This is a genomic window from Subtercola vilae, assembly GCF_004923255.1.
In the GTDB taxonomy this organism is placed as follows: Bacteria; Actinomycetota; Actinomycetes; order Actinomycetales; family Microbacteriaceae; genus Subtercola; species Subtercola vilae.
On record NZ_QYRT01000007.1, the window covers coordinates 54,738 to 80,574 of the forward strand.

Annotated in this window: 28 protein-coding genes; 14 read left to right on the forward strand and 14 right to left on the reverse strand. The window is 66.7% G+C overall.

Features of this window, described 5'->3' with window-relative positions; all coding sequences use genetic code 11:
- Positions 1 to 44 precede the first annotated feature (44 nt).
- The 10 genes from D4765_RS05350 to D4765_RS05395 all read left to right on the forward strand — a co-directional run bounded on the left by D4765_RS05350 (position 45) and on the right by D4765_RS05395 (position 9,211).
- A complete protein-coding gene (locus D4765_RS05350; RefSeq protein WP_136641222.1) occupies positions 45 to 638 on the forward strand; it encodes a TerD family protein in 594 nt (197 codons plus the stop codon).
- A 116-nt stretch (positions 639 to 754) separates the two neighbouring features.
- On the forward strand, positions 755 to 1,333 hold the full coding sequence (locus tag D4765_RS05355) for a TerD family protein (RefSeq protein ID WP_136641223.1): 579 nt from the start codon (positions 755 to 757) through the stop codon (positions 1,331 to 1,333).
- 10 nt (positions 1,334 to 1,343) lie between these two features.
- Positions 1,344 to 2,555, forward strand: a complete 1,212-nt coding sequence (locus D4765_RS05360) for a toxic anion resistance protein (protein WP_201799231.1) — start codon at positions 1,344 to 1,346, stop codon at positions 2,553 to 2,555.
- Between the two features lie 9 nt (positions 2,556 to 2,564).
- Complete coding sequence (locus D4765_RS05365) at positions 2,565 to 3,119, forward strand: hypothetical protein (RefSeq protein ID WP_136641225.1); 555 nt, start codon at positions 2,565 to 2,567, stop codon at positions 3,117 to 3,119.
- Positions 3,119 to 3,670 carry a TerD family protein gene (locus D4765_RS05370; protein WP_136641226.1) on the forward strand — a complete coding sequence of 184 codons (552 nt, stop codon included), beginning with the start codon at positions 3,119 to 3,121 and terminating at the stop codon, positions 3,668 to 3,670. Before D4765_RS05365 ends, D4765_RS05370 begins: the two co-directional genes overlap by 1 nt.
- Positions 3,671 to 3,673: 3 nt before the next feature.
- Positions 3,674 to 4,453, forward strand: coding sequence for a hypothetical protein (locus tag D4765_RS05375; protein WP_136641227.1), 780 nt, complete (start codon positions 3,674 to 3,676; stop codon positions 4,451 to 4,453).
- A 3-nt stretch (positions 4,454 to 4,456) separates the two neighbouring features.
- Entirely contained in the window at positions 4,457 to 5,677 is a 1,221-nt protein-coding gene (locus D4765_RS05380; protein ID WP_136641228.1) for an HpcH/HpaI aldolase/citrate lyase family protein, read from the forward strand.
- A complete protein-coding gene (locus D4765_RS05385; protein WP_136641229.1) occupies positions 5,674 to 7,173 on the forward strand; it encodes a phosphoribosyltransferase domain-containing protein in 1,500 nt (499 codons plus the stop codon). The genes D4765_RS05380 and D4765_RS05385 overlap by 4 nt, the downstream gene beginning before the upstream one ends.
- Positions 7,170 to 8,348, forward strand: a complete 1,179-nt coding sequence (locus D4765_RS05390; protein ID WP_136641230.1) for a cysteine protease StiP family protein — start codon at positions 7,170 to 7,172, stop codon at positions 8,346 to 8,348. Before D4765_RS05385 ends, D4765_RS05390 begins: the two co-directional genes overlap by 4 nt.
- Positions 8,345 to 9,211 carry an HAD family hydrolase gene (locus D4765_RS05395; protein ID WP_136641231.1) on the forward strand — a complete coding sequence of 289 codons (867 nt, stop codon included), beginning with the start codon at positions 8,345 to 8,347 and terminating at the stop codon, positions 9,209 to 9,211. The genes D4765_RS05390 and D4765_RS05395 overlap by 4 nt, the downstream gene beginning before the upstream one ends.
- On the opposite strand, the gene D4765_RS05400 is transcribed toward D4765_RS05395, so the two are convergent.
- The 3 genes from D4765_RS05400 to D4765_RS05410 form a co-directional block, all read right to left on the reverse strand.
- Positions 9,162 to 10,118, reverse strand: a complete 957-nt coding sequence (locus D4765_RS05400) for a 1,4-dihydroxy-2-naphthoate polyprenyltransferase (RefSeq protein WP_338054622.1) — start codon at positions 10,116 to 10,118, stop codon at positions 9,162 to 9,164. The genes D4765_RS05395 and D4765_RS05400 overlap by 50 nt on opposite strands.
- 9 nt (positions 10,119 to 10,127) lie before the next feature.
- Positions 10,128 to 11,333: an AMP-binding protein gene (locus D4765_RS05405; protein WP_136641232.1), complete on the reverse strand. Its 1,206-nt coding sequence runs from the start codon at positions 11,331 to 11,333 to the stop codon at positions 10,128 to 10,130.
- A 70-nt stretch (positions 11,334 to 11,403) separates the two neighbouring features.
- Complete coding sequence (locus tag D4765_RS05410; protein ID WP_136641233.1) at positions 11,404 to 12,321, reverse strand: 1,4-dihydroxy-2-naphthoyl-CoA synthase; 918 nt, start codon at positions 12,319 to 12,321, stop codon at positions 11,404 to 11,406.
- A gap of 51 nt (positions 12,322 to 12,372) precedes the next feature.
- On the opposite strand from D4765_RS05410, the gene D4765_RS05415 reads away from it, so the two are divergent.
- Positions 12,373 to 13,446 (forward strand): o-succinylbenzoate synthase, encoded by a 1,074-nt coding sequence (locus D4765_RS05415; RefSeq protein WP_136641234.1) that lies wholly within the window; start codon positions 12,373 to 12,375, stop codon positions 13,444 to 13,446.
- Here the strand turns inward: D4765_RS05415 and D4765_RS05420 are convergent.
- From D4765_RS05420 to D4765_RS05440, 5 genes are read right to left on the reverse strand one after another with little or no spacing between them, the layout of a single operon-like run.
- Positions 13,350 to 13,799, reverse strand: a complete 450-nt coding sequence (locus D4765_RS05420) for a Rid family detoxifying hydrolase (protein ID WP_136641235.1) — start codon at positions 13,797 to 13,799, stop codon at positions 13,350 to 13,352. The genes D4765_RS05415 and D4765_RS05420 overlap by 97 nt on opposite strands.
- The gene (locus tag D4765_RS05425; RefSeq protein ID WP_201799232.1) at positions 13,796 to 14,914 is read right to left on the reverse strand and encodes an aminotransferase class V-fold PLP-dependent enzyme; all 1,119 of its coding nucleotides are present in this window, start codon (positions 14,912 to 14,914) and stop codon (positions 13,796 to 13,798) included. The genes D4765_RS05420 and D4765_RS05425 overlap by 4 nt, the downstream gene beginning before the upstream one ends.
- Positions 14,911 to 15,693 (reverse strand): amino acid ABC transporter ATP-binding protein, encoded by a 783-nt coding sequence (locus D4765_RS05430; RefSeq protein ID WP_136641236.1) that lies wholly within the window; start codon positions 15,691 to 15,693, stop codon positions 14,911 to 14,913. Before D4765_RS05430 ends, D4765_RS05425 begins: the two co-directional genes overlap by 4 nt.
- The gene (locus D4765_RS05435) at positions 15,690 to 16,619 is read right to left on the reverse strand and encodes an amino acid ABC transporter permease (RefSeq protein WP_136641237.1); all 930 of its coding nucleotides are present in this window, start codon (positions 16,617 to 16,619) and stop codon (positions 15,690 to 15,692) included. The genes D4765_RS05430 and D4765_RS05435 overlap by 4 nt, the downstream gene beginning before the upstream one ends.
- Positions 16,619 to 17,578 carry an ABC transporter substrate-binding protein gene (locus tag D4765_RS05440; RefSeq protein ID WP_136641238.1) on the reverse strand — a complete coding sequence of 320 codons (960 nt, stop codon included), beginning with the start codon at positions 17,576 to 17,578 and terminating at the stop codon, positions 16,619 to 16,621. The genes D4765_RS05435 and D4765_RS05440 overlap by 1 nt, the downstream gene beginning before the upstream one ends.
- Positions 17,579 to 17,751: 173 nt before the next feature.
- Here D4765_RS05440 and D4765_RS05445 point away from each other — a divergent pair, with 173 nt between their 5' ends.
- On the forward strand, positions 17,752 to 18,525 hold the full coding sequence (locus tag D4765_RS05445; protein ID WP_136641239.1) for a helix-turn-helix transcriptional regulator: 774 nt from the start codon (positions 17,752 to 17,754) through the stop codon (positions 18,523 to 18,525).
- Positions 18,526 to 18,549: 24 nt separating this feature from the next.
- On the opposite strand, the gene ccsB is transcribed toward D4765_RS05445, so the two are convergent.
- From ccsB to D4765_RS19620, 5 genes are read right to left on the reverse strand one after another with little or no spacing between them, the layout of a single operon-like run.
- Positions 18,550 to 19,602: a c-type cytochrome biogenesis protein CcsB gene (gene ccsB, locus D4765_RS05450; RefSeq protein WP_136641347.1), complete on the reverse strand. Its 1,053-nt coding sequence runs from the start codon at positions 19,600 to 19,602 to the stop codon at positions 18,550 to 18,552.
- A gap of 51 nt (positions 19,603 to 19,653) precedes the next feature.
- The gene (resB, locus tag D4765_RS05455; RefSeq protein ID WP_420824524.1) at positions 19,654 to 21,369 is read right to left on the reverse strand and encodes a cytochrome c biogenesis protein ResB; all 1,716 of its coding nucleotides are present in this window, start codon (positions 21,367 to 21,369) and stop codon (positions 19,654 to 19,656) included.
- On the reverse strand, positions 21,353 to 22,096 hold the full coding sequence (locus tag D4765_RS05460) for a cytochrome c biogenesis CcdA family protein (protein WP_476718328.1): 744 nt from the start codon (positions 22,094 to 22,096) through the stop codon (positions 21,353 to 21,355). The genes resB and D4765_RS05460 overlap by 17 nt, the downstream gene beginning before the upstream one ends.
- Positions 22,097 to 22,110: 14 nt before the next feature.
- On the reverse strand, positions 22,111 to 22,707 hold the full coding sequence (locus D4765_RS05465) for a TlpA family protein disulfide reductase (RefSeq protein ID WP_237280276.1): 597 nt from the start codon (positions 22,705 to 22,707) through the stop codon (positions 22,111 to 22,113).
- 4 nt (positions 22,708 to 22,711) lie between these two features.
- Complete coding sequence (locus D4765_RS19620; RefSeq protein WP_161580362.1) at positions 22,712 to 23,356, reverse strand: histidine phosphatase family protein; 645 nt, start codon at positions 23,354 to 23,356, stop codon at positions 22,712 to 22,714.
- A 152-nt stretch (positions 23,357 to 23,508) separates the two neighbouring features.
- Here D4765_RS19620 and D4765_RS19935 point away from each other — a divergent pair, with 152 nt between their 5' ends.
- Together D4765_RS19935 and aspS are read left to right on the forward strand one after the other, a co-directional pair.
- On the forward strand, positions 23,509 to 23,637 hold the full coding sequence (locus D4765_RS19935) for a hypothetical protein (protein ID WP_272898607.1): 129 nt from the start codon (positions 23,509 to 23,511) through the stop codon (positions 23,635 to 23,637).
- A 33-nt stretch (positions 23,638 to 23,670) separates the two neighbouring features.
- The gene (aspS, locus tag D4765_RS05475; protein WP_136641242.1) at positions 23,671 to 24,999 is read left to right on the forward strand and encodes an aspartate--tRNA(Asn) ligase; all 1,329 of its coding nucleotides are present in this window, start codon (positions 23,671 to 23,673) and stop codon (positions 24,997 to 24,999) included.
- A gap of 31 nt (positions 25,000 to 25,030) precedes the next feature.
- On the opposite strand, the gene D4765_RS05480 is transcribed toward aspS, so the two are convergent.
- On the reverse strand, positions 25,031 to 25,711 hold the full coding sequence (locus D4765_RS05480) for a UPF0758 domain-containing protein (RefSeq protein ID WP_136641243.1): 681 nt from the start codon (positions 25,709 to 25,711) through the stop codon (positions 25,031 to 25,033).
- Between the last annotated feature and the right edge of the window lie 126 nt (positions 25,712 to 25,837).

Below are 25,837 nucleotides of genomic sequence, written 5' to 3' on the forward strand. Positions count from 1 at the left end.
GAGTACCTCAACGCTCCGAATGCACAACACAAGGAGAACACATCATGGGTCTGAGCTTGCAAAAAGGCCAGTCGCTTTCACTGACGAAACAGGGTGGCGGGGCCCTCACGAAAATCCGCCTCGGGCTCGGCTGGGACAGCGCAGCCCCGGTCAAGCGCGGCCTGTTCGGCCGGGCGAAAGCCGCAGAGGAGATCGACCTCGACGCGTCAGCCATCTTCTTCGATGCGTCGGGCCGCGTGCTCGACACCGTCTGGTTCCAGCAGCTGGCGAGCAAAGACGGCTCGGCGACACACACGGGCGACAACCTGACGGGCGCCGGCGACGGCGACGACGAGACCATCCTGGTCGACCTCTCGAAGGTTTCGGCCGCGGTCTCGCAGATCGTCTTCGTCATCTCGAGCTACACCCAGCAGTCGTTCGACAAGGTCGAGAACGCCTTCAGCCGGGTGGTCGACGACTCTGTCGCAGGCGCACCCGAGGTGGCACGCTACCAGCTCACCGACTCGGGCACGCACACCGCGATGATCATGTCGAAGGTCTCCCGCGAAGGTGCGGGCTGGAGCTTCAAGGCGATCGGCGAGCGTGCCAACGGCCGCTCGGTGATGGACCTGCTGGGGCCCGCAGCCAAAGCGCTTTGAGCCAGCTAAAACTTTGAACTAGCTGAAACGCTGAACTAGCTAAATCGCTGAACCAGCTAAAACTTTGAACTAGCTAAACCCTGAATCGAAACACACAACAAGGAGCACTGATACACATGGCAGGACTCACTCTCGCCAAGGGCAACAACCTCTCGCTCACCAAGACCAGCCCCGGGCTCACCATCGCCACGGTCGGCCTCGGCTGGGATCCGCGCACCACCAGCGGCGAGCAGTTCGACCTCGACGCGTCAGCGCTCCTTCTGGGCGCAAGCGGCAAAGTACGCTCATCCGCCGACTTCATCTTCTACAACCAGCCGGCCACCCCCGACGAGTCGGTCAAGCACATGGGCGACAATCGCACGGGCGAGGGCGACGGCGACGACGAGCAGATCAACATCGATCTGCGAAGCGTCGCGGCCGATGTGCAGCGCATCATCATCGCCGTGTCGATCGACCAGGCAGACGAGCGCCGCCAGAACTTCGGCCAGGTTCGCGCCGCATACTGCCGCGTCGTCGACCAAGACGGCCAGGAGATCGTGCGCTTCGACCTGAGCGAAGACGCCGCCCCCGAAACCGCCATGGTCTTCGCCGAGGTCTACCGCAACGGCGCCGAATGGAAGTTCAAGGCCGTCGGCCAGGGCTACACCACCGGGCTCGCCGGCATCGCGAACGACTTCGGCGTACAGCTGGATTAGGAAGGCTCTCATGAGTACACCTCTCACCCCGCCCGATGACAACGAGGTCGCTCAGGCGACTCTTGTGCTGCGGGCACCGGATGCACCCGCCCTCGTCGAGGCAGACGAGGCGCCGGGCATGGTTCCCGTCGCGGCCGAGCGCCAGAGCGACATCGCCCGCCAGGCGCGGGAGTTCGTGGCCGAGGTCAGCGCCCTCGACCCTCGCAGCCCTGAGTTCCAGACCAAGGTCGAGGGCATCTCCCAGATCGGCGGCGCCGACATGGTGAAGTCGGGCGGGTACTCGTCGCGCATGCTCGAGCGCTCCTCCACCTCGGTGGCGGGCGCGAAGCGCAGCGGCAACAGCGCGCAGATCACCGTGGCCAACACCCTCGGCGACCTCCGCACCACGGTCGAAGAGCTCACGCCGAACGCGGCCGACCTGGGTGTCGGGCGCAAGATTCTCGGCTTCATCCCTGGTGGCAACAAGCTGGCGCGCTACTTTCAGAAGTACGAGTCGGCGCAGACGCAGCTCGACAAGATCATCAAGTCGCTGATGGCCGGGCAAGACGAGCTGCTGAAAGACAACGCGTCGCTCGCCGGGGAGAAAGTACAGCTCTGGGAGACCATGCAGGCACTCAGCGAGTACGCTGTGTTCGCCAAGGCTCTGGATGCCGCAACCGTCGACAAGATCGCAGCCAGCCGAGCCTCTGGCCAGGTCGACGAGGCGCAGAAGCTCGAAGCCGACGTGCTGTTCCCCATTCGGCAGCGCCACCAGGACATCTTGACCCAGCTGGCAGTTTCGGTGCAGGGCTACCTCGCCATGGATCTCATCCGCAAGAACAACCTCGAGCTGATCAAGGGCGTCGATCGCGCCCGCACCACCACCATTGCCGCGCTCCGCACGGCCGTCATCGTGGCTCAGGCGCTGGCGAACCAGAAGATGGTGCTCGACCAGATCGACGCGATCAACACCACCACGAACAACATGATCCTGAAGACCTCCGAGATGTTGAAAGACCAGACCGTGCGCATCCAGCAGCAGGCGAGCACCTCAGGGGTGAGCGTCGAAACGCTGCAGAAGGCGTTCGACAACGTCTTTCAGACGATGGATGCGATCGACACCTTCCGCGCCTCGGCAGCCAAGAACATGGAAGGCACCGTGGCGGCACTCGAGATGGGCATCCAGCGCGCGAAGCCCTACCTCGAACGCAGCCGGCAGGGCGAGCAGGGGGAAGTTCGCTGAGGTGACACGATGACGTTCGGCCGCTTCGTGAATTCGCTGTTCGGCGCCCCCTCGCCGACGGCGATTGTCGCGCCCGGCGACGGCCTGCCCGCAGAAGAGAGCGGGCTCGCTGCTGGCGCCCTCGCCGAGTATGAGCAGAGCGAAGACGGCCAGACGGCCCGGGCTCTTGCCGAGTTGCGAAACTCGGTGCGGCGGGCCGGTCGGGAGCTGCCCACTGTGCTGTCGTCGCGCCTCGGCCAGATCGGCGACCTGCTGCAGAACCTCACCCTCACGATTGCGTCGCAGGGCGCGTCGACCGAGCAACGGGTACTGCTCGAGGCGATGGTTCGCGACTACATTCCCACGCCACTGCATGCCTTTCTCGCCCTGCCCGAAGGCGATCGGGCTGACGGTTCCGATGCCACCAGGCTGTTTGCCGAACAGCTCGGCCTCCTCGAAGAAACCGTGCGCGACATGCTCAACCAGGTGCGCATCGGGGCGATCGAAGAGCTGTCGACCCACGGCCGGTTTCTGGCCGACAAGTTTCAGGCCCCCGATGCGGGCCTCACCTTGGGCGGTCGCTGATGGCGACGCTCATTCCGGGGGCAAATGCGGCTCTCACGGCAGAGAACCCCGGCCTGCAACAGGTGGTCGTCGCTTTCGGATGGGAGGTCATCCCGAGCCGTGGGCCACGCGCCGAGCTCGTGCCGCTCGCCATCATGTGCGATGCGAGCGACAAGGCCCTCTCGAACGACCATCTTGTCTTCTTCAACCAGCTCGAGAGCCGTGACGGGTCTGTGCAGTTCGTCGACACCTCAGACATCGAAGAGATCGACGTCGACCTCGGGCTCGTTCCTGAGGCCGTCGAGAAGATCGCATTTCTTGTCTACGTCGATCCCGATGTTCGGGGCGCCGCCGACTTCTCGGCCGTGCGCTCGGCCTACGTTCGCGTGGCGACCAGTGACGGCCGTGAACTCGTGCGCTTCGATGTGCCGCTCACCGACAACCGCACCGTACACGCGATGCTGTTCGGTGAGCTGTACCGGCACCGCGCCGACTGGAAGTTTCGCGCCATCGGCCAGGGCTACGCCAACGGCCTCACCGGGGTGGCGCGCGACTACCAGATCGAGCTCTAGGCCGTGGCGCTGAACACCGCGGCCGTGCGCCGCGACCTGCCCTACCTGCGGCGGCGGGTCACGCCCGCGGGGCCGGAGAACGCCGCCGCCGAACCGGTTTCGACGCGGTCGACCGACACCGCCTCACCGAGTCGCGGGTTGTCTCTCGGCGCTCCCGTCAGCTCAGCCACGGCGCTGGCATCCAACCGGCGCCCCAGCCGACCGCGCCAGCCAGAACCCTTCACCGCCCCGACGATCGACGAGGTTCGCGAGCTCGGTGGCGAGCATCCGGTACTGAGACTGGATGCCCGGCGCTCGGCCATCGGCAGCCTCATCGTCTCCGGCGCCTACGCCATCGCGTGGGAGAGCAGCACCCGCGTGACCGGCGCGCTCACCCTGACGTCGAGCGCTCTCGAATCGGTGGGCACCAGCGTCATGACCGGCGGAAACCGGGCCCTCGTCGGCTTCGACGACGGCGACGCGATCGTGGCGCTGCGACACCTGCACGAACTTCGCCGCGCACTCTTCGTGGGCAACGGATCAGAACCGCTCGGCATTCAACTCTTCGACGGCTCGAGCTTCACCGTGCCAGCCGACGCACCGCCCGCAGGCGCGGCGACAGGCGCAGCGACCGGCACTGCAGCCGGCTCCCGGATGCTCGCGCTCACCCTGCTGCGGGTGAACGCCTTCATCGAACTCCGCGCCGAGCCGGTTGCCCGCGGGCTCACCCCGGCAGAACTGCACCGTGAATTCGGCTACCAGCTGACCGCCCATGTCGACCCACGCCAACCCCGGATGAGGTAGGCCGTGCGCCATTTCAGCTCGGTCAGCGAGGCCGAAGCGGGCACGCTCTTTCACCGGCTCCCGCAGCAACTGCACATCGCTTCGCCGCCCGACCTGCTCGCCGCGGCGCTCGGCGCAACGCTCTACTGCCCGGGCGACCGACCAGCGATCGCCGCCGATGTGAGAAAACAGGCCGCACGCGGCTGCATCAGCATGGTGCTGTGCCTCGAAGACTCGATCGCCGATTCGGCGGTGACCTTTGCCGAGACGAACGTCGCCACTGCGCTGCAGAGCCTGCTCGAGCAGACTGGCCGTCGGCCGGGCGACGGGCCTGCCGACGAAACAGCCACGGCCGACCTGCCGCTGCTGTTCATCCGCGTGCGCACTCCAGAGCAGATGCTTCGCATGGCCGAGCTCTGCGGGCCGGCCCTCGGCCTGCTCAGCGGTTTCGTGATTCCGAAGTTCGAGAACGATACGGGCTACGCCGACCGGTTCTTCGCTGCGCTGCATCAGATCCACGAGCAGTACGAGCAGTCGGGCGCCGGCGGCGGCCGGCGGCTTCGCATCATGCCGATTCTCGAATCGCCGTCGATGGTGCACACCGAGACCCGCACGTGCGCGCTCTCTGGCATCGTCGACGTTCTGCAGAAGCACCGCGACGACATTCTCGCCGTGCGCATCGGCGCCACCGACCTGTCGAGCGTGTTCGGGCTCCGCCGCTCGCGCGAGCTGACGGTCTACGACGTCAAAGTGGTCTCGGCTGTGATCGCCGACATCGTGAACGTTCTCGGCCGACCCTCCGATCGATTCGTCATCACCGGGCCCGTCTGGGAGCACTTCGACACCTCTGAGCGCATGCTGCGGCCGCAGTTGCGCCTCACGCCCTTCGTCGACGCGAACGAGCCCGAGCTCCGCAAACGCCTCATGCTCGGCGGCCTCGACGGGCTCATTCGCGAGATCTCGCTCGACCAAGCCAACGGTCTGCTCGGCAAAACGGTCATCCACCCGACGCACGTGCCGGTCGTGCACGCCCTCTCCGTCGTCAGCCACGAAGAGTACCTCGACGCCCTGTCGATCGCCGGTAACGTCGGTGGTGGAGCGAGCGCGTCGCCCTACCGCAACAAGATGAACGAGATGAAGCCCCATCAGGCCTGGGCAGAGAAGACACTGCTGCGCGCCGATGCCTTCGGTGTCGCCGCCGAGAGCACCACCTTCGTCGACCTGCTCGAAACGAGTATGCGATGACCGGCGAGCCCCAGACACCCGCCGCCTCGACGAGCGCGTTCGCCGAGCGAGAGGTGGGCATCCGGGTCGTCTCGGATGCCCGGCGTAGCCTCGTGCCCGTCGAACTGCTCGTCGGAGTCGCGCTTCGCCAGAACCCCCGGCGAGCCCAGCTGCTCGTATCGAACGTGCTCGCGAAACACGTTCCCACGGTGCCAGGGCTCGCCATCGTCGCCGCTGAGCTGCTCGGGCTGCTCGTCGCCGCCGAACTCGACGGCGCCCCGCCGCCGCGGCCGCTCTACGATCGGCTGTCGACGCTGCTGCGGCCGCCTGCCGACGGGAATCTCGATGGCGCGGAGCTGGCGTCGCTGAGGGCCGACGTGGCCGAGGCGCGAGTCGAGCATCCGGAGGTCACCACGATCGGGTACGCCGAAACCGCCACCGGGCTCGGGCAGCGTGTTGCCGAGACGATTGGGGCGTACTACATCCATTCGACTCGGCACGCGGCGGGCGACCGGGTGCCGTTCGCGGGGTTCGAAGAGGAGCACTCGCACGCCACGAGTCACCAGCTCTACCCGGCGCGGCCCGACTGGCTGAAGCCCGGAGGAACCGTGGTGTTGGTCGACGACGAGCTGAGCACGGGCACCACCATTGTGAACACCATTCGGGCACTGCACGCGGCCGTGCCGCAGTCGCGCTGGGTCGTGGCGTCGCTCATCGACCTGCGTTCGGAGGCCGACCGACGACGTTTCGATGCCCTCGCCGAGTCGCTGCACACCTCGATCGCCGTCGTGGCGCTCGGCTTCGGTTCGATCGAGCTGCCGCCCGACGTCTCTGCCCGGGCCGCGGCCGTGCTCGCTGCCCTCTCGCCCGGCGCCGTGACGCCCGGAAGCGGAGAAGTGACGGTACTCAACGCCGCGGGTGAGAGCCACGGGGCGGTCGCGAGTCTGGAGAACGCCCGATTCGGCGTGGATGCACGGCCAGGCATGCACGACGACGCAGCCGCGGCCATTGCGGCGAAACTTCTCCCCCTGCTCGCGGGCACACGCACTCTCCTGCTCGGCTCTGAAGAGTTCATTGCGCTCCCCCTCGCCGTCGCAGACCATCTCGCATTGAGCCCGCCCGACGTCGTCACGAGTCCGTCCAGCATCCACTTCTCGACGACCACGCGCTCCCCCATCGCACCGCTCGACCGGCCCGACTATGCCATCGCGAGCGCCGTCACCTTTGAGAGCCACGACCTGACCAGCGATGGGTTCGGCCCGAGGTTCGCCTACAACCTCACACGCGCGGGCCGGCGGTTCGACACCATCGTCTTTTTGCCCGAACCTGAGGCCGACCGACACCGGATGCTCGCCGCCGACGGTGTGGCCGAGGCGCTCCGCCGGGTGTGCGACCACGTGATCGTCGCGCTGCTCACGTCGTCGCCAGAAAGTGCACTGCACCCCGTATCCGACGCTGAACCTCACCGCGCAGCCGACCCCGCACCCGCCCACTCCGAGGAGACAGCCCGCCCGTGACCTCAGCCACCCCCGCCCCGCCCCTTCCTGTTCCGCTCACCGGGCCCGCGTTCGGCTCGTACAGCGCCGACGATGTTGTGTGGCTGCTGAAAGACCTGGGGGATGCGCGGTTGGAGGCTCCGGCCGCTGAACGGGAGCAGAGCATCCAGAGCGGAAAGACGAACTACGCCGAGACGCTGCCCGTCGAATACGTGCCCTCGCCCGAGTACCAGCAGCTGTACGAGGAGGCGCTGCTGCGGTCGGCCCGGCGTCTGGCCGTGGCCGTCGGCGTGGTGACCGAACTGGTGCTCGAAGCCCGTGACGGCCAGCCCGTACTGGTGTCGCTTGCGCGCGCCGGAACGCCGATCGGCATTCTGATCAAGCGGTGGGCGGCACGGATGCACGGCGCAGACCTGCCGCACTACACGATGAGTATCGTGCGCGGGGTGGGTCTCGACCAGAACGCGCTTCGCTACCTCAGAGCGCACCACAACCCCGCACAGGTCATGTTCCTCGACGGCTGGACCGGCAAAGGCGCCATCGCCCGCGAACTCAGCGCGGCGCTCGAGCTGTTCGCCGTGACCGATGGTGCGACGTTCGGCACCGAGCTGGCGGTGCTCGCAGACCCGGGGCACTGCGTGGAGATCTACGGCACGCGTGACGACTTTCTGATTCCGTCGGCGTGCCTCAATTCGACGGTGTCAGGGCTGGTCTCGCGAACGGTGTTCAATCGAGAGCTGATCGGCGAGAACGACTTTCACGGTGCCAAGTTCTACGACGGGTTGCGCGACAACGACGTCTCAGACGCGTTTCTTGATGCGGTCTGCGCAGAGTTCGGCGCCGCGGGTGTGGCCGAGGAGGTCGCGGCTGGCGTGCGGGCCGCGGGCGGGTACGCGGCCACCGGCGAGCGCCCGACCCCGTCGTGGGCCGGCTGGGCGGCGGTCGAGCAGATCAGCGCCCGCTACGGCATCGACAACATCAACCTCGTGAAGCCGGGCGTCGGCGAAACCACCCGCGTGCTGCTGCGCCGCGTGCCATGGAAGGTGCTGGTGCGGTCGGGTGCCCAGAACGACATCGCACATGTGCTGCTGCTCGCCGCGCAACGGGGAGTGCCGGTCGAAGAGGTCGCCGACCTGCCGTACAGCTGCGTCGGGCTGATCAACCCGCTCGCCAGCGGCACGGGAGCCGACCTGTGAACCACGAGCCTGGCCCGCGCGCACCCCGCGCCGTTGTCGCGTGCGACCTCGACCGAACCCTCATCTACTCGCCCAGAGCGTTCTGGCTCGACACGGCAGACGCCGATGCGCCCCGGATGATCGTCAGCGAGCTCTACGAGGGCGTGCCGATCTCGTTCATGACCCGGGCATCCGAAACCCTGCTGCTGCAGCTGCGTGCGACCACTGAGTTCGTACCGGTCACCACCCGCACGGTCGCCCAGTACCGGCGGGTGCGGCTGGCCGGCCCCGAACCCCGCTATGCCGTAACGACGAATGGCGGAGTTCTGCTTGTCGATGGGGCGATGGATGCGGCGTGGAGCTCCGCCGTACGCCGACGCCTGGCCGCCGCAGCCGCGCCCCTCGCCGAGGTGACGGCGTTGCTCGGCGACGCGACCACCGCGCCGTGGATAGCCAGAACCGCCAACGCCGAAGACCTCTTCGTCTACGCGATCGTCGATCGTGACCTCATGCCGGAAGCCTGGCTCGACGACCTGACGGCAGCGAACGCCGCCCGCGGGTGGACCGTCTCCGTGCAGGGCCGCAAGCTCTACTGCGTTCCCGACTGCGTGACCAAAGGCGAGGCAATGGCCGAGGTCCGGCGTCGCACCGGCGCCTCGACGGTGCTCGCGGCCGGCGACTCGCTGCTCGACGCACCGATGCTCGAACAGGCCGATCTGGCATTCAGACCGGCGCACGGCGAATTGCACGATGCCGGCTACGTCGCCGACAACCTCACCGTCACGGTCAGCCGCGGCATTCTGGCCGGAGAGGAACTGCTGCGCTTGATGACGGCTAGTACGCCAACGCCAACGCCAGCCCCACACCGAACAGGAGCCCGGTGAAACTGGTCAGCTTGAGCGCCAGAATCAGCTCTTTCGGGGTCTTCGCGGTCAGCACGATGAGACAGGCCGGCAGCGCCAGCAGCAGCGTGAAGAACACCAGCGGCGCCAGCGGAAACAGGAACGACAGCAGCAACAGCACCGCATAGGCGACCGCCAGGAACACCACGAACGCGATACGCGACCCGCGCTGCCCCAGCAGCACGGCCAGAGTGCGCTTCTTCGCCACCTTGTCTTGCTCGATGTCGCGAATGTTGTTGGCCATCAGCACCGCACACGCAATGGCCCCCGCGGCGACACCCGCATACAGGCTCTCGAAGTTGAAGCTCTCGGTGAGAATGTACGTGGTGCCGACCGTGGCCACCAGCCCGAAGAAGATGAAGACGAACACTTCGCCGAGCCCGTAATAGCCGTATGGATGCTTGCCACCGGTGTAGAAGTAGGCGGCGGCAATGGCGATGCCGCCCGGTATCAGCAGCCAGTATTGCCCGGTGATGACCACGATCGCGACGCCTGCGGCTGCACCGAGGGCGAAGAACACCAGTGCCACGGCCAACACCCGCTTGGGGTTGGCGACACCAGACCCGGTGAGGCGCGGCGGCCCCACGCGAAACTCGTCGGTACCGCGCACGCCGTCGGAGTAGTCGTTCGAGTAATTGACGCCGATCTGCAGAAACAACGCCACGGCGAGGCTCAGCAGAACGAGGCCCCAGTTGATGTCGCTGCCGAGGAACGGCGGCGCAGCAGCGGCACCGGTACCGAGCGCGACGGGCGCGATGGCCAGCGGCAGGGTGCGGATGCGTGCGCCCGCGACCCACATCGCCGGCGTCGGCTTGGTGAGCCGGTTCGGGTTGGTGTGCTGTTTCTTACCGGCCGGGTGACCCGACTTCTTGCGTTTGGTTTGCGCCACCAGAAGATTCTACCGAGCGCCAGCCGAACGGGCCGCGAGCGTTCGCGCCACCGCCAGCCGATCGGGCTTTCCTGAGCTCAGGGTGGGGATGCGGTCGAGCAGCACGATGCCCGAGGGAGCCGCGGCCCGGCCGGCCGCGTCGGTGACGGCGCCCTGGAGCATCCGGAGTGCCCCGTCATCGAACGGTTCACTGGTGACCACCACCGAGGTCTGCCCCCACTGCTCGCTCGGCTGCGCAACAACGATCGCCGTGTGGAAGCCCGCGTGCGACTGCACGACCCGTTCGACCCGGTCGATCGCGACCTTGATGCCACCCGAGATGATGACGTTGTCGATGCGCCCGGTCACGGCGACACCCGCGTCGCTCACCTCACCACTGTCGGCGGTGCGATACCAGCGGTGGCCGGCGTCGGTGTAGAACTTGCGCTCGGTCAACTCATCATCGCCGAGGTAGCCCTCTGCGAGCATCGGGCCCGCCAGTTCGAGTTCGCCGCCGGTGACCCGGGCCAGGGTGCGGCCGATCGGGTGCCCGTCGTAGACACACCCGCCACTGGTCTCGCTCGACCCGTACGTGCGCTTCACGCTGAGGCCCAGATCGGTTGCGCGGGTGAAGAGCGCTGCAGGTACGGCTTGCCCGCCGATCAGCAGGGCATCCAGTCGCCGCAGCGAATCGCGAACCGTGTCGTCGTCTTCGGCCGCGTCGACCAGCCGGGCAAGCTGAGCCGGCACGATGGACGAGAACTTCAGGGGGGCATCGAGTTCATCGACGAGCGCGGCGAAGGTGCGGGCGCCGAAGTGGCCGCCGGGCATGACGACGGGATCGGTGCCCGCCACAATGGAGCGGATGAGCACCTGCGCGCCAGCGATGTAGTGCGTCGGCAGCGCCAGCAGCCACTGCCCGGCTCCGCCCAGCTCGCCTTCGACGGCGGCCGCGCTGGCCAGCAGCGCGTCGGGGCTGAGCGCCACGCGTTTGGGCACACCCGATGTACCAGAAGTCTCGATGACGAGCGCCACGTTCTGCGGCACGGTGGCCGGCACCTCTGCCCCGCGCACCACGGCTGGCACCGATGTGGCCAGAGAACTGTGCCTCGACCCGGCCGGAGCCACGGGTTCGCGCGGCAGCACGGCCGGCCCTGCTCCGCTGAGCGCGGCCCTCAGGGCCACCCCCACCGCGCCTGCGTCACCCGCGCTGAGCACCTCAAGTCGCCTCGTCATCTCCCAACCCTAAGCTCCTCGCCCGCCCGCCTGCGTATCCCGCACCCACACCCGCCAGAAGCGCGGCGGGTCAGTAGTGGTACGGGTACGGCGACCAGTCGGGGGCCCGCTTCTCGAGGAAGGAGTCGCGGCCCTCGACGGCCTCGTCGGTGCCGTATGCGAGACGGGTGGCCTCGCCGGCGAAGACCTGCTGCCCCACGAGGCCGTCGTCGACCGCGTTGAAGGCGAATTTGAGCATCCGGATGGCCGTGGGCGACTTCGTGAGAATGGTGCGCGCCCACTCGAGCGCTTCTTTCTCGAGTGACGCGTGCGGCACCACCGCGTTCACAGCGCCCATCTCGTACGCCCGCTGCGCACTGTACTCCCGGGCGAGAAAGAACACCTCGCGGGCGTTCTTCTGCCCGATCTGCCGGGCGAAGTACGCGCTGCCGTACCCCGCGTCGAACGAGCCGACGTCGGCGTCGGTCTGCTTGAACTTGCCGTGCTCTTCGCTCGCAATGGTGAGGTCGCAGACCACGTGCAACGAGTGCCCACCGCCGGCGGCCCAACCGGGAACGACTGCGATGACGACTTTCGGCATGAACCTGATGAGCCGCTGCACCTCGAGAATGTGCAGCCTCCCGGTGCTGGCCGCGTTCAGCCCCGCGCCGTCACCTTGTGCGTACTGGTAACCGTCGCGCCCGCGGATGCGCTGGTCACCGCCGCTGCAGAACGCCCAGCCGCCGTCTTTCGGGCTTGGGCCGTTGCCGGTGAGCAGCACGACGCCGATGCGCGGATTCTGCCGGGCGTCGTCGAGTGCACGGTACAGCTCGTCGACGGTATGCGGGCGAAAGGCGTTACGCACCTCTGGCCTGTTGAACGCAATGCGGGCAACCTGGCCGGCGAGGTCGTGGTGGTACGTGATGTCGGTCATCGCCTCGGCACCGGGCGCGACCACCCACTCGGCCGCGTCGAAGATCTCAGAGACAGAAGGCGTTGGTGTGACCATCCCCCAAGCCTACGCGCGCACAGAACAGCGCTCGGCGCGCAACAATGGGTCATGGCCCAAACGCACCGCCCCCTGCCGACGCTGACAGAACTGCTCGAACTCGCGAGCGTGGTCTCTCTGCCGCTGAACACGCGCTTCCGGGGGGTGGATGTTCGTGAAGCGGTCATTCTGCGGGGCCCCGAAGGCGCAACCGAGTTCTCGCCGTTCATCGAGTACTCCGATGCCGAGGCCGTGGCGTGGCTGGCCGGTGCCATCGACTTCGGATGGCAGCCCACCCCCGACCTCCTCCGCGACCGCATTGCCGTGAACGCCACCCTGCCCGCTGTGGGCGAGTCCGACGTGAGTGCCGTTCTCGATCGCTACCCGGGCTGCCGCACCATCAAGGTGAAGGTCGCCGCACGTGGCCAGAGCCTCGACGACGACATCGCCCGCGTGCGGGCGGCGCGCGAGTACCTCGGCAGCGAGGGCCGCATCAGGCTCGACGCGAACGGCGGCTGGAATGTCGACGAGGCAGAACACGCCATCCACGCCCTGGCCGAGTTCGACCTCGAATACGTCGAACAGCCGTGTGCCAGCGTCGACGACCTGTGGGAGATCCGCCAGCGCGTGAAGTACATGGGTATTCCGGTGGCGGCAGACGAGAGTGTGCGAAAGGTGGATGATCCGCTCGACGTTGCCCGCCGGGGCGCCGCCGATCTGCTGGTCATCAAGGCGCAGCCGCTCGGGGGCATCCATTCGGCCCTCGACATCGTTCGCCGTGCCGGGTTGCCCGTGGTGGTCTCGTCAGCTCTCGACACCTCGATCGGAATCGCCATGGGCGCCCACCTCGCCGCATGTATTCCGAATCTGGAATACGACTGCGGGCTGGCCACGGCCGCCCTGCTGGCCGCCGATGTCACCGCCGAACCGTTGATCCCCGTGAACGGGTCGATCGCCGTCGTACGCCCGCTGCTCGACGAGTCGCTCGTACAGCAGCAACTCGCAAGCGACGAGCGAGACGTGTGGTGGCGTGAGCGCCTCGAGCGGGTCTACGCCCTGCTGGTCTCCTCGACCGAGTCGACCGGCCGGCACGCGGCGACCAGTTCGACCTCGACCCTCGCGCCCATCGGCAACGCGGCCACCTGATAGGCCGCGCGCGCGGGCTGCACGGGGCCGGTGAAGACAGCGCCGTAGGCCGCGTTGATCTCGGCGAAGTCGGCCAGGTCTGTGACGAGCACCGTGGTCTTCACCACGTTATCGAGCGACGTACCGGCCTCGAGCAGAATCGCCTCGGCGTTCCGGAGCGACTGCGTGGTCTCGGCACCGATGCCGCCCAGGGCGAAGACGCCGGTGGCCGGGTCGATGGGCAGTTGGCCCGAGACGAACAGCAGGTCGCCGGTGCGAACCGCCTGTGAATAGGGGCCCACTGCCCCGGGCGCGTTCGTCGTGCTGATGGCGGTGAGCGGGGCACTGAAGGTGCTGGCGGGCTGTGCGGTCATACGTATTCTCCTAGCGTTTCGGCCACCGTCTCGAAGACGGTCGCCTCTGTCGTAGCGTGAACGGCGAGCCTGATGCGGTCGTCGCCGTGCAGGGTGGTGGTGATGCCGCGCTCCGCCAGCGCACGGTGTGCCGCTGGGGCGCGGCCGGGCAGCGCAAGCGCCACGATGCCGGCCCGGCGCGAGCGTTCGCGTGGCGATACCGCGGGCAGGCCGGCGTCGTCGAGGGCGTCGAGCAGGGCATCCACCCCGTCGGCAATGCGGGCCTCGATGGCGCTGACCGTCGCCGCCTCGACGAGTTCGAGTGCCGTGGCGAACGAACCGGTCGCGAACGGCGAGAGGTTCGAGATGCCGAAGCGCAGGGCGTCGGGGCGCACCGGATGCTCGGCGCCGTCGTAGCGCGAAGGTTCGAGTACTCCTGTCCACCCACCGAGCACCGGGCGGATACGCTCGAGCCCGGCGCCGGAGAACGCGAGCGCCCCGGCACCCCAGCCAGCGCGCAGCCACTTCTGGCCGCCCACCACGAGGGCGTCGGCCAGCGACCAGGGCATCTCGACGATACCGAAGCCCTGGATGGCGTCGACGATCAGCAGCCGGTCGGGCCCGATGGCCTCACGGATACCGGCGAGATCGGCCCGAAAGCCCGAGCGGAAGTCGACGGCACTCACCGTGACGGCCGTGACGTCGGGTGTCTCTGCCAGCGCCTCTGCGATCGCTGACGGCGTGATGTTCTGCCCCACCGCGCCGATGAGTCGGGCCCGCGACAGGCCGATCTCTGCGGCGCGGAGCCACGGGTACAGGTTCGCGGGAAATTCGGAGCGGCCAATGAGAACGGTGCCCCGGTCGATTCCGAACGCGACCTGAAAGAGGCCGAGCGAGGTGTGCGGAATGAGAGAGACAGCGTCGAACGCGAACCCACTGAGGCGGGCGAAGGCGGCACGGGCGCGTAGGTCTTCGGCGTGCATCCGGTCGCTGGCCCCCACCGCACCGCGCACGGCCGTGGCCATGAGGGTCTCGGCGGTCGCCGCCACCTCGTGCGAGGGCGGCCCGTAGCTCGCGAAGTTCAGGTAGCCGACGTCTTCGCCGAAGCTCCGCAGGTAGGTGTCGAACCCGCTCACGCCAGCACCCGCTCGAGAAAGCGCTGCGTGCGCGCCTCACGGGGGTGCAGCAGCACCTCGTCGACCGTGCCCTGTTCCACGATGCCGCCGTCGGCCATGAACACCACGCGGTCGGCCACCTCGCGGGCGAAGCCCATCTCATGGGTCACCACCAGCATGGTCATACCGTCGGCGGCGAGCCCGGCCATGACGGTGAGCACTTCGCCCACCAGCTCGGGGTCGAGCGCGCTCGTCGGTTCGTCGAACAGCAGAAAGAGCGGCTTCATCGCCACCGCCCGGGCAATGGCCACGCGCTGGCGCTGGCCGCCGGAGAGCTGGCTGGGGTAGCTGTCGATCTTGTCGCCGAGACCCACCCGTTCGAGAACCGCACGCGCTTCGGCCCTCACGGTCGCGGCCGGGCGCTTCTGCACCCGCACAGGCCCCTCCATGACGTTGCCGAGCACGGTGAGGTGCGGAAACAGGTTGAAGTGCTGAAACACCATGCCGGTGGAGGCGCGCTGCTTCGACAGGCGGCGCTCGCTCAGCTCGTAGAGCTTTCCATCGCGCTCTTCGAAGCCCATCGCCTCACCATCGACCCAGACTTCGCCCGCATCGGGCACCTCGAGCCGGTTGATGCAGCGGAGGAACGTCGACTTGCCGGCGCCGGAAGGCCCGATGATGCAGACCACCTCGCCCGCAGCCACCTGCAACGAGACATCTTTCAGCACCTCGTTCGAACCGTAGTGCTTGCTCACCCGCACCGCGTCGAGCACGGGCCGGGTGGTTCGGGAATCGGTCATGACTGGCTCCTCACGAGCGGTGGGGTCATCAGGTCTCTGGCGAGGCGACGCCGGGCCCGGCGCGAACCGCCGCTGCCGCCCCTGGCGCGGTCACTGCGGTCGAACGAACGCTCGAGGTACGACTGGCCCACACTCGCAACGCTCACGATCACCATGTACCAGAAGGCCGCGGCGATCAGCGTCTCCATCACCTGCAGGTTGAACGAGGCGATGTTGTTGGCCGCCCTGATCAGCTCCACGTAGCCGATGACCGAGGCCATCGCGGTGCCCTTCAGCATGTTGATGAAGTCGTTTCCGGTCGGCGGGATGATCACCCGCATGGCCTGCGGCAGAACGATGCGCCACATGCGTTGCAGCGGCGTCTCGCCGATCGACTGGGCCGCCTCGATCTGGCCGCGGTCGACGCTGTTCAGGCCCGCCCGCACGATCTCGGCCATGTAGGCGCTCTCGTTCAGCATCAACCCGAGAAAGGCCGCCACGAACGTGGTCATGACCGCGTTCGTCGAGAGGTCGATGAATACGACGTCGGTGAACGGGATGCCCAGCTGCAGCCGCGGAAAGATGAGTGCGAGGTTGTACCAGAGCAGAATCTGCAGCAGCACGGGTAGCCCGCGGAACAGCCAGGTGTAGGCCGCCGCGAACCACTTCGCCACTGGGTTCTCAGAGATGCGCATGAGCGCGATGATCACACCGAGAACAACCGCAACCACCTGCGCCGCGACCGCGAGGATGATCGTGTTGACCAGCCCCGTGAGAATGATCGGCGAGATGATGTAGTACGGAATGTCGCGCCACGAGATGTCACCCTGTGAGGCCCCGTAGGCGAGCGCCCCGAGAATCACCAGGATGACGACTGCGATGACCCACCGCCCCCAGTGGCGCAGGCGCACCTGGGGCATAAGTTCGCGCACCGACGGGGTTGTCATCACTTGCCGCCGTTGACAACCGCAGTGGTGACCTTGCCAGAGGAGATGCCCCAGGCATCCAGAATCTTGCCGTAGGTGCCGTCGTCGATCAGCTGGTCGAGCGCTTTGGCCATGGCGTCGCGGAGAGCCGCGTTGTCTTTGTTGACGCCGATGCCGTAGGGCGCGCCGTCGATCACATCGCCGGGAACGACCTCGAAGGCGTTACCGTCTTGCGTCGTCTTCGAGATGTACACCGCGCTCGGCAGGTCGTTCACGATCGCGTCGATGCGGCCGGTGCGCAGCTGCGTCTGGTTCTGGCTGTCGCTGTCGGTCACCGTGATGTTCAGGGCGGTCTTGCCGTCGGTGACGCACTTCGCGCTGGTGTCTTCGGCAAAGGTCTGCTGGCTTGTTCCGGTGACCACGGCGATGTTCTTGCCGCAGAGGTCGGCCGGGCTGCTGATCTTCGCCGGGTTGCCCTTCTGCACCATGAGGGTGATGCCGCTGGTGAGGTAGTCGACGAAGTCGATGGTCTGCTGGCGGGCTGCCGTGTCGTTCATGGCGGCGATGGTCGCGTCGACGCGGCCCGACTGCAGGCTCGTGATGAGCGCGCCGAAGTCCATGTTCGAGTACGTGGTCTTCAGGCCGAGCTTGGCAGCGATGGCCGTGATGATGTCGTGGTCTGAGCCGATCACGGTCGACCCGTCGGCGGCGAAGAAGTTGTTCGGAGCCGACTGCACGTACGAGCCGACCTTCAACTCTTTCGTGCCCGAGATGGCGGCCGGAACCTGCGCCTCGAGCGTGGCGTCAGCGCTCACGGCCGAGAGCAGGGCCGACGTGTCGGGAATCAGGCTCGCTGCGCCTGTTGCGGCACCGGATGCCCCGGGCTGCGGTGCCGAGGGGCCGCCGCAGGCCGACAGCAGTATGGCGAGTGTTGCGGCGGTGAGTGTCGCCGCCAGCGCTGTTTTTCGTGTGGTGCGCATGGAGATTTCCTTTGGTCGTCATTGTCACAGAGGCTGCTGGTGCATGCTCCGGGGTCTCTCCGAAACACACTAGCCTGACTTTTCGCACGATAATAGTTATTTATCATGCTGACGATAAGTTTTTACCGAAACGAAACATTGTTCTCTGCACTGTTCTCGGGAAGGATGTGCCCATGACCGATATCGCGCCCACCGAACCGGAGCGACGCATTCGGCCCGAGTTCGAGCCCTATCTCGCTCTGCTCCCCTTTCTCGGCTCGCTCATGGGGCCGCGCACCGAGATCGTGCTGCATGACATCAGCGACCTCTCCCGCTCGATCATCGCGGTCGAGAACGGTGCCATGAGCGGTCGCAGCGTGGGTGGCCCGGCCACCGACCTGGTGCTGAAGATTCTGCAGAACCACGACTACCTCGAGCGCGACTTTCTCACCAACTACCTTGCCCAGTCGCAGAGCGGCGGCTACTTTCGATCGTCGACTTTCTTCGTGCGCGACGAGGCCGGCGCGGTCATCGGGATGCTCTGCCTCAACGTCGACGACGGCCCCCTGCACGAGGCGAGGCAGCTGCTCGAGTCGATCACGCAGACGACGGGCCTGTTGAAGTCGTCGGGGCAGCGGCCCACCGACGACGACCGTGGCCGGGAGACCTCAGGGTGGGAGACCTCCGGGCGCCGGGCGCCGCACGGCAGCACCGAGATGGCCGAAGTCGCCGAGCGCTTGAGCCTCAGCGTCGACGAACTCACGCGCGACAACGTGGCGCGCACCGTCGCACGCCTCGGCGTCGATGGCTCACGCATGACACCCGAGGAGAAGATCCAGGCCGTTCGCGAACTCGACAGCGCGGGCATCTTTCTGATGAAGGGCGCTGTCGCGCACGCGGCCCTTGCCCTGCATGTCTCGGAGCCGACGGTGTACCGCTACCTCAAGCTGGCGCGCGGCCAGCGCTGAGGCGGGGCATCCAGCAGTCTGGGCTTACAGGCCCGAGTACGAGTGCAGGCCGTGGAAGAACACGTTCACGACGCCGAAGTTGAACAGCACCGCGCCGAAACCGATGATGGCGAGCCACGCCGAGCGCGATCCGCGCCAGCCGCGGGTGGCACGGGCGTGAATGTAGCCCGCGTAGATGACCCAGATGATGAAGGTCCACACCTCTTTGGTGTCCCAACCCCAGTAGCGGCCCCACGCACGCTCGGCCCACACGGCACCGGCGATGAGCGTGAAGGTCCAGAATACGAACCCCACGATGTTCACGCGGTAGGCGAGGTTCTCGAGCCGGGTCGAATCGGGCAGCGATGCCAGAAATTTGAGCTTCAAGAACTCGGCACCGAGCGTGAGTGTCTCACGTCGATACTGCAGCAACTGGATGCCCGACAGCGCGAAACCGAGCGCGAAGAATGCCGTGCCGAGGCTCGCCACGAACACGTGGATGACGAGCCAGGCCGACTGCAGCGCCGGCGGCAGAGGAGCAATGACCACGTAGTAGTTCACCGTGGAGATGCCGAGCAGAATCAGAACGAGCCCGGTGATGAACGTGCCGAGAAAGCGCAGGTCGACGCGGGTGATGACCACGAGGAACACGGCGACGATGAGCACGGTTCCGGTCATCGAGAACTCGTACATGTTGGCCCACGGCACGCGGTTCGCCGCGATGCCGCGAAGAACATCGGCAGTCAGCTCGAGCAGAAAACCGATGACCGTGAACGAGACGCCCAAGCGGAGGCTGAGCGAGCGGCGGGTGACGCTGCCGTCGGCCGCGACCGCACCGTTCGCGACGTTTGCGCCATTCTTGCCGCTCTTCGCGCTGCCATCGACAGAACCGCCGGCGGGGCGCTCTGCGACCAGCGTGGCCGAACTCGCGTTCAGCACGGCCGACGATGCACCGGAACCCGCCGCCACGCTCTCGCGCACCGTGGGCGCCGTTGTGACCGAGCCGTCGACCGCCACGGTGTTGCCGGCCGAGACCTGGGCAGACCGGCGAGCAAGATCGAGGGCGAACGCGATGAAGGCGAACGCATACACAGCCATGGCTGCATACAAGAAAAAGATCGAATACTCGTCAAGGGTCACGATAGTAGCCTAAGCGTTTGTTTCGGGCGGTGTAGCGCCCGTGAGAAGTTTCGAGTGCCTTTCGGCGATGTCGGCCACTGCGGGCAGCAGCCGAGGGTCTTCGCCACGAGCGAGACCGGCGTATTCGAGGCTCAGCGTGCCGTCGGCACGCTCGGTGGCCTTCACCCAGACGCGTCGGCGCGGGATGAACAGCGAGATCAGCAGCCCGAGCAGTGCCGAGGCTGCGAACAACAGCACCCAGCCCTGGGTGGGGTCGTGGTGAATGTCGAGCGAGGCGTAACGGTGAACGGTGTCGAAGCTGATGGTGCCGAGGCCGTTCGGCAGCGCCTGACTGTCGCCGGGCTTCAGCTGAATCGACGCCACGCCGGTCGACCCGCCCGTGAGCTGCTTCATCTTGTCGGTGTTCAGCGAGTACACCGAGGTGGGCACTCCCCCGTTCAGGCCGAGGTCTCCGTCGTAGACGTTGAGCGTCAGCACGGGGTAGTCGGCGTCGGGGTAGGTGGAGTAGAAGGCTCCGGTCGTCGAGGTGGCCTGTGTGGGGTAGAAGAAGCCGATCATGCCCAGCTGCTCTGACAGGCCATCCGGAACCTTCACAACACCCACCGAGGTGAGGTTGGCGTCTTGCGGCAAGAACGGCACGGAGTCGGTGAAGACCACTTTGCCGTTCGGGTCTTTCACCGTGATGGTGGGCGCATAGCCGTTGCCGAGCAGGTATACGTCGGTGCCGCCGATGCGCAGAGGTGAGTTGACCTTGATGTCGGCCGTCTGCGGAGCCTGGCCGCGCTCCTGCGTCGTCACCATGGCGTTGTAGTCGATCGGCTGGCCGAAGGCGCCGTCGGCTTTCGTCTCGTAGGTCGCCGTGAACTGGTCGAGTTTCATCGAGTACGGCGCCAGCGAGTCTTCGCTGAAGAACCGGCCCGGGTTGAACGAGTCGAACGCGCTCAGGGTATTCACGAACACGCCGCCGCCCGCCACGAGCACGCGTTGGCCACTGAACCCGTAGCCGCCGCCGACACCGACGGTCAGCAGGATGCCCACCAGCGCGGCATGGAACACGAGGTTGCCCGTCTCCCGCGCGTAGCCGCGCTCGGCCGAGACCGACGCCGTTTCGCCCGCGCCGTTCTTACCGGGGGCGGTGAAGACGACGACGCGGTATCCCGACTTGCGCAGCAGTTTGCGGGCCGATTCGATGGCCGCGACAGCGCCGATGCCGTCGGGGGCCTCGCGCCGCTCGAAGCCGGCGAGCCGCGAGAGGCGTGCCGGGGTGCGCGGTGGTTTGGCGCGCAGGGCGTCGAAGTGGTGCTTTGCGCGCGGAACGACGCAACCGATCAACGAGATGAACAGCAGCAGGTAGATGCTCGAGAACCATGCCGAGGTGTAGACGTCGAACGCCTGCAGCTTGTCGAGAAACGGGGCGAGGCTGGGGTTGTCGGCGAAGTACTGCGTGACGCCGTTCGGGTCTGCGGCGCGCTGGGGCACGAGCGAACCGGGCACGGCGGCGAGGGCGAGCAGCAGCAGCAGAAAGAGCGCGGTGCGCATGCTGGTGAGCTGGCGCCAGGTCCAGCGCAGCCAGCCGACGAAGCCGAGCTTGGGCTGCACGATGTCGTCGGAGCCGCCCGGGCCGTCTGGGCCACCGGAACCGTCGCCGGGGCCCGTGCCGCCAGCCTTCAGGCGGCGCTCTGCCGCGGGGTCGGGGGAATCGAAGTGGTCAGATGGCCGGGACAAAACCGGTGATCACCGCCTGCAGTTGATAGGTCCAGATGGTCCAGAACCCGCTCACCATCAGAACACCGATGATGACGAGGCCCGCGCCGCCGAGAATGTTGATGAAACGAATATGCCGTTTGAGGAATGCGATGGAATGCGTGACCCAGTTGAGCCCGAGAGCAACCAGCAGAAACGGAATACCGAGGCCGAAGCAGTAGAACAGACCGAGCAGGGCGCCGCTGGCAGCGGAGCCGCCCGTGAGGCTGAGCGCCTGGATGGCACCGAGCGTCGGGCCGATGCACGGGGTCCAGCCCAGGCCGAAGACGATGCCGAGAATCGGTGCGCCAGCGAGGCCGGTGGCGGGCCGCCAGGTGGGCTTGAACGTGCGCTGCATGAAGCTGAACTGGCCGATGAACACCAACCCCAGCAGAATCACGATCACGCCGAGCACCCGGGTGATCACGTCGCCCCACACCAGCAGCCACACACCCAGCGCGCCGAACAGAGTCGAGGCCGCGATGAACACCAGCGAGAAGCCGAGCACGAACAGGCTGATGCCGAGCAGAACCCGGCGGCGGTTGCGCTTCTCCCCCGGCTCGCTCAGGCCGCCCACGTAGGCAAGGTAGCCCGGCACGAGCGGCAGCACGCAGGGTGACGCGAACGACACCAGGCCCGCCAGCATGGCGATGGGAATAGCGACGATCAACTGGCCGTTCAGCACGGCCTCGGCGAACGGGTTCACCACGAAACGGCCACCGATCAGCTCGTTTCGGCGACGGCGTCACCGATGAGGGTATCGAGGATGCTCGGTTCGGTGGCTTGGCCGAGAATACGTGCGGCGACCCGGCCCTTCTTGTCGATCACCAACGTGGTGGGAACGGCGTTCGGAGCCACTTGCCCGCTCAGCGCGAGCTGAACAGCACCATTCGTGTCGATGACAGAGGGGTACGTGATACCGAACGACTGGCCGAACGCCACCGCGGTGGCTGCTTGGTCACGCACGTTCACGCCGAGGAAGCTCGCGCCTTTGCCGTCGTACTTCACGCTGAGCGTCTGCAGGGCGGGAGCTTCGGCGCGGCACGGCGCGCACCCGGCATACCAGAAGTTGAGCACCAGAACCTGGCCGAGGTACGTCGACGAATCGACGGCCGCACCGGTGTCATCGGTGCCAGTGAAGCTCACCACGGCACCTCGGTTCTCGGCAGCGATCTCGGTGACCGTGCCGTCGCCGGCGATGTACTGCTTGCTGTCACCGCTGCGGTACTGGGCGGCGAGCGGGTCACTGCTGCAGCCCGCGAGAATGCCCACCGCGAGCGCGGCCGCGGCGAAAGCCAGCAGTGGTCGTCGAATCGTCACCGAATCACACCGCCCCGTCGTCGACGGCACCGACCAGCAGCGAACCGGCGGGGTCGGCGTAGCCGATCTCGACGAAACGATCGCCCTGTCGCTCGACGGTGGTGATGCTCGAAAGATTGCAGCGTCGTTTACGTGGGTCGTGCCAGAGGTGTTGGCCGGTGATCTCGAGGTGCGTGGCCCAGATGGGCAGCTGGTGGCTGACCATGACCACATCGCCGTCGTCGACGGAGTTGTATGCGTCGTCGATCGCGGCGAGCATCCGCGTGGTGACGCTCTTGTAGGCCTCGCCCCAGCTGGGCTTGAAGGGGTTCATGACCCACGACCAGTTCTTGGGCTGGCGGAGCGCCGCGTTTCGAACCCGGGGGCTCATGCCCTCGAACTTGTTCGTCGGTTCGATGATGCGGGGTTCGGTCTGGATGGGCAGGTTGAACGCTGCCGCCTGGGGTGCCGCTGACTCCTGGGCGCGCTGCAGGGGCGATGCGAAGAGTGCGGTCACGGGCCGGCCCCGAGACGCGAGCTCGTCGGCGGCCGCCTGGGCCATGCGCTTTCCGAGGTCTGACAACCCGAAATTGGGCAGGCGCCCGTACAACACGTGATCAGGGTTATAGACCTCGCCGTGACGGACGATATGAATTCGGCTGGCTACCACGGCACTTAGTTTACGTAGCGTAGAACAACCCAAGCTGCTCAGCACCTGAGCGCTCAGCGCAACAGTGAAGCTCGACTTCACCATCTCGCAAGAAGAAGTAGATTGTGCTGAACAGTTGTCGGTTGTTCAATTGGTGTCAGGAAAGGTTTTTCATGGCACTCATCATTGTTCTCAGCGTTCTCGGTCTTCTGGCTCTCGCAGCCATCGTCGCCACCACGGCACTGATCGTTCGCGACGGTTACCGCCCGGTACCCACGCGTTCGTACGCTTCACGCATCTGACCCCCGCGCCCGCGGGCAGTAGAATTGGTGACCGTGACTGAACGCGTACTCATCAAAGACCTCTCCGCCCTGGCCGACGGCCCCGTCAGTGTTTCGGGGTGGGTCGAAACGGTTCGTGACCAGAAGAAGGTGCAGTTCGTCGTTCTGCGCGACGAGAGCGGTGCGGTTCAGCTCGTGAACCCGCGCAACTCCGACGCTGACGGCGTCGTGATCGCCGACGAGCCCGCCACCACCATCTCGGCTCTCACCCAGGGTTCGTTCGTCACCGTCACCGGCCAGCTGAAGCACGACGAGCGCGTCAAGCTCGGTGGCATCGAGATCAAGCTCGACTCGCTCACCGTGTCGACGTTCGCCCTCGCCGAGACACCCATTGCGGCCGACAGCGGCATCGACAAGCGCATGGACTGGCGCTTCCTCGACCTGCGGGTACCTCGCAACGCCCTCATCTTCCGCATTCAGACCACCCTCGAGCACGCGTTCCGCACCTATTGGGTCGAGCGCGACTACGTCGAGCTCCACACCCCCAAGCTCATGTCGAGCCCGTCGGAGTCGAACGCCGAGCTGTTCAAACTCGACTACTTCGACACCACCGCGTACCTTGCGCAGAGCCCGCAGCACTTCAAGCAGATGGCCCAGTCGGCCGGCTTCGGCAAGATCTTCGACATCGGCCCGGTGTTTCGCGCCGACCCGTCGTTCACCTCGCGCCACGCCACCGAATACACCGGTGTCGACGCAGAGATCAGCTGGATCGACAGCCACGAAGACGTCATGACCATGCAAGAAGAGCTGCTGGTCGCCGGGTTCACCGCGGTCGCCGCGAAGCACGGCGCCGAGATCAAAGAGCTCTTCGATGTCGATGTGGTGGTGCCGAGCATCCCGTTCCCGCGCATTCCGCTGCTCGAGGCGAAAGAGATCGTCGCCTCGCGCGGGCACGTCGTCGACCGCAACGACGACGACATGGATCCGGAAGGCGAACGCCAGATCGCTGCGTACGTCGAGGAGACCTTCGGGCACCAGTTCGTGTTCCTCACCGACTACCCCACGAGCATCCGGCCGTTCTATCACATGCACAGTGACGAGAACGATGCACTGACCAAGAGCTACGACCTCATCTTTCGCGGCACCGAGATCACCACCGGTGCCCAGCGCGAGCACCGCGTCGACGTTCTCGAGGCGCAGGCCGTGGCCAAGGGCCTCGACCCGAACGAGCTCTCGGTGTACCTCGACTTCTTCCGTTACGGCGTGCCCCCGCACGGCGGCTTCGGCATGGGCCTCGCACGCGTGCTCATGCTGCTGCTGCACCAGGGCAACCTGCGCGAGGTCACCTACCTCTTTCGCGGCCCCACCCGCCTCGCTCCATAGCGGCCACTCGACGGCGGCTACTCGACAGCGGCTACTCGACGGCGCACCAATCGTCGGGCGTCACGACGACGGTCGAGAGAAAACGAAGCCCCACCGTTGCCGACGCGAGCTTGAGCACGTCGCGCACCGCATACAGCGGTGCGTCATCGGTGGGAAGCTCGGGTCGCACCTCCGCAAGCGCGAACGCTGCCCCTCCGCGATAGAGCACCTCATGCAGCACCCGCGCCACCAGCGGCCGGATACCCTCACCCTCCCCGCTCGCAATCGGAACCACCACCCGCACCCGCAGCTCACTGTCGGCCACCACCACGACCGTCGTCACCCGCCCACCCGCGGCACTGGCTCGCGCCATGAGGAATGCCCGCACAGCGTCGACGATGTCGTGCGAATGCTCGAGCACAGCACCCGCCCCGGGGTCGTTGGCGCGCCGCCACAATTCAGCGACGGCGACAACGCGGCCAGCCGTCGCGACCCCGACCCCCATCAGCGCCTTCAGCTCGTGCACGGTCATGCCCATGAGTTCGGCTACACCGCCCGCCTGGCTGAGCAACGACGTAGCACTGTCGAGCACATTGACGCCGGGCAGCCCCGAACCGAGCACAAGTGCCACGAGCTCGGAGTCACTGAGCCCCGCGGGGCCGAGCCTCTCGAGCTTCTCGCGGGGACGGTCGCCGGGCGCTACGCTCCAGAGCGACGTGCGGGTCGTTTTCATGGCCCAACACTATGAACCCCACCGACTCCACGCGCCCGCGCACCCTCATCTGTGGACAACTCTGCACCTCATCGCCCCTGTGCAAACTCTCACCCTCCCGGGCGGCGCGTGCTGCGGCAAGCCGAC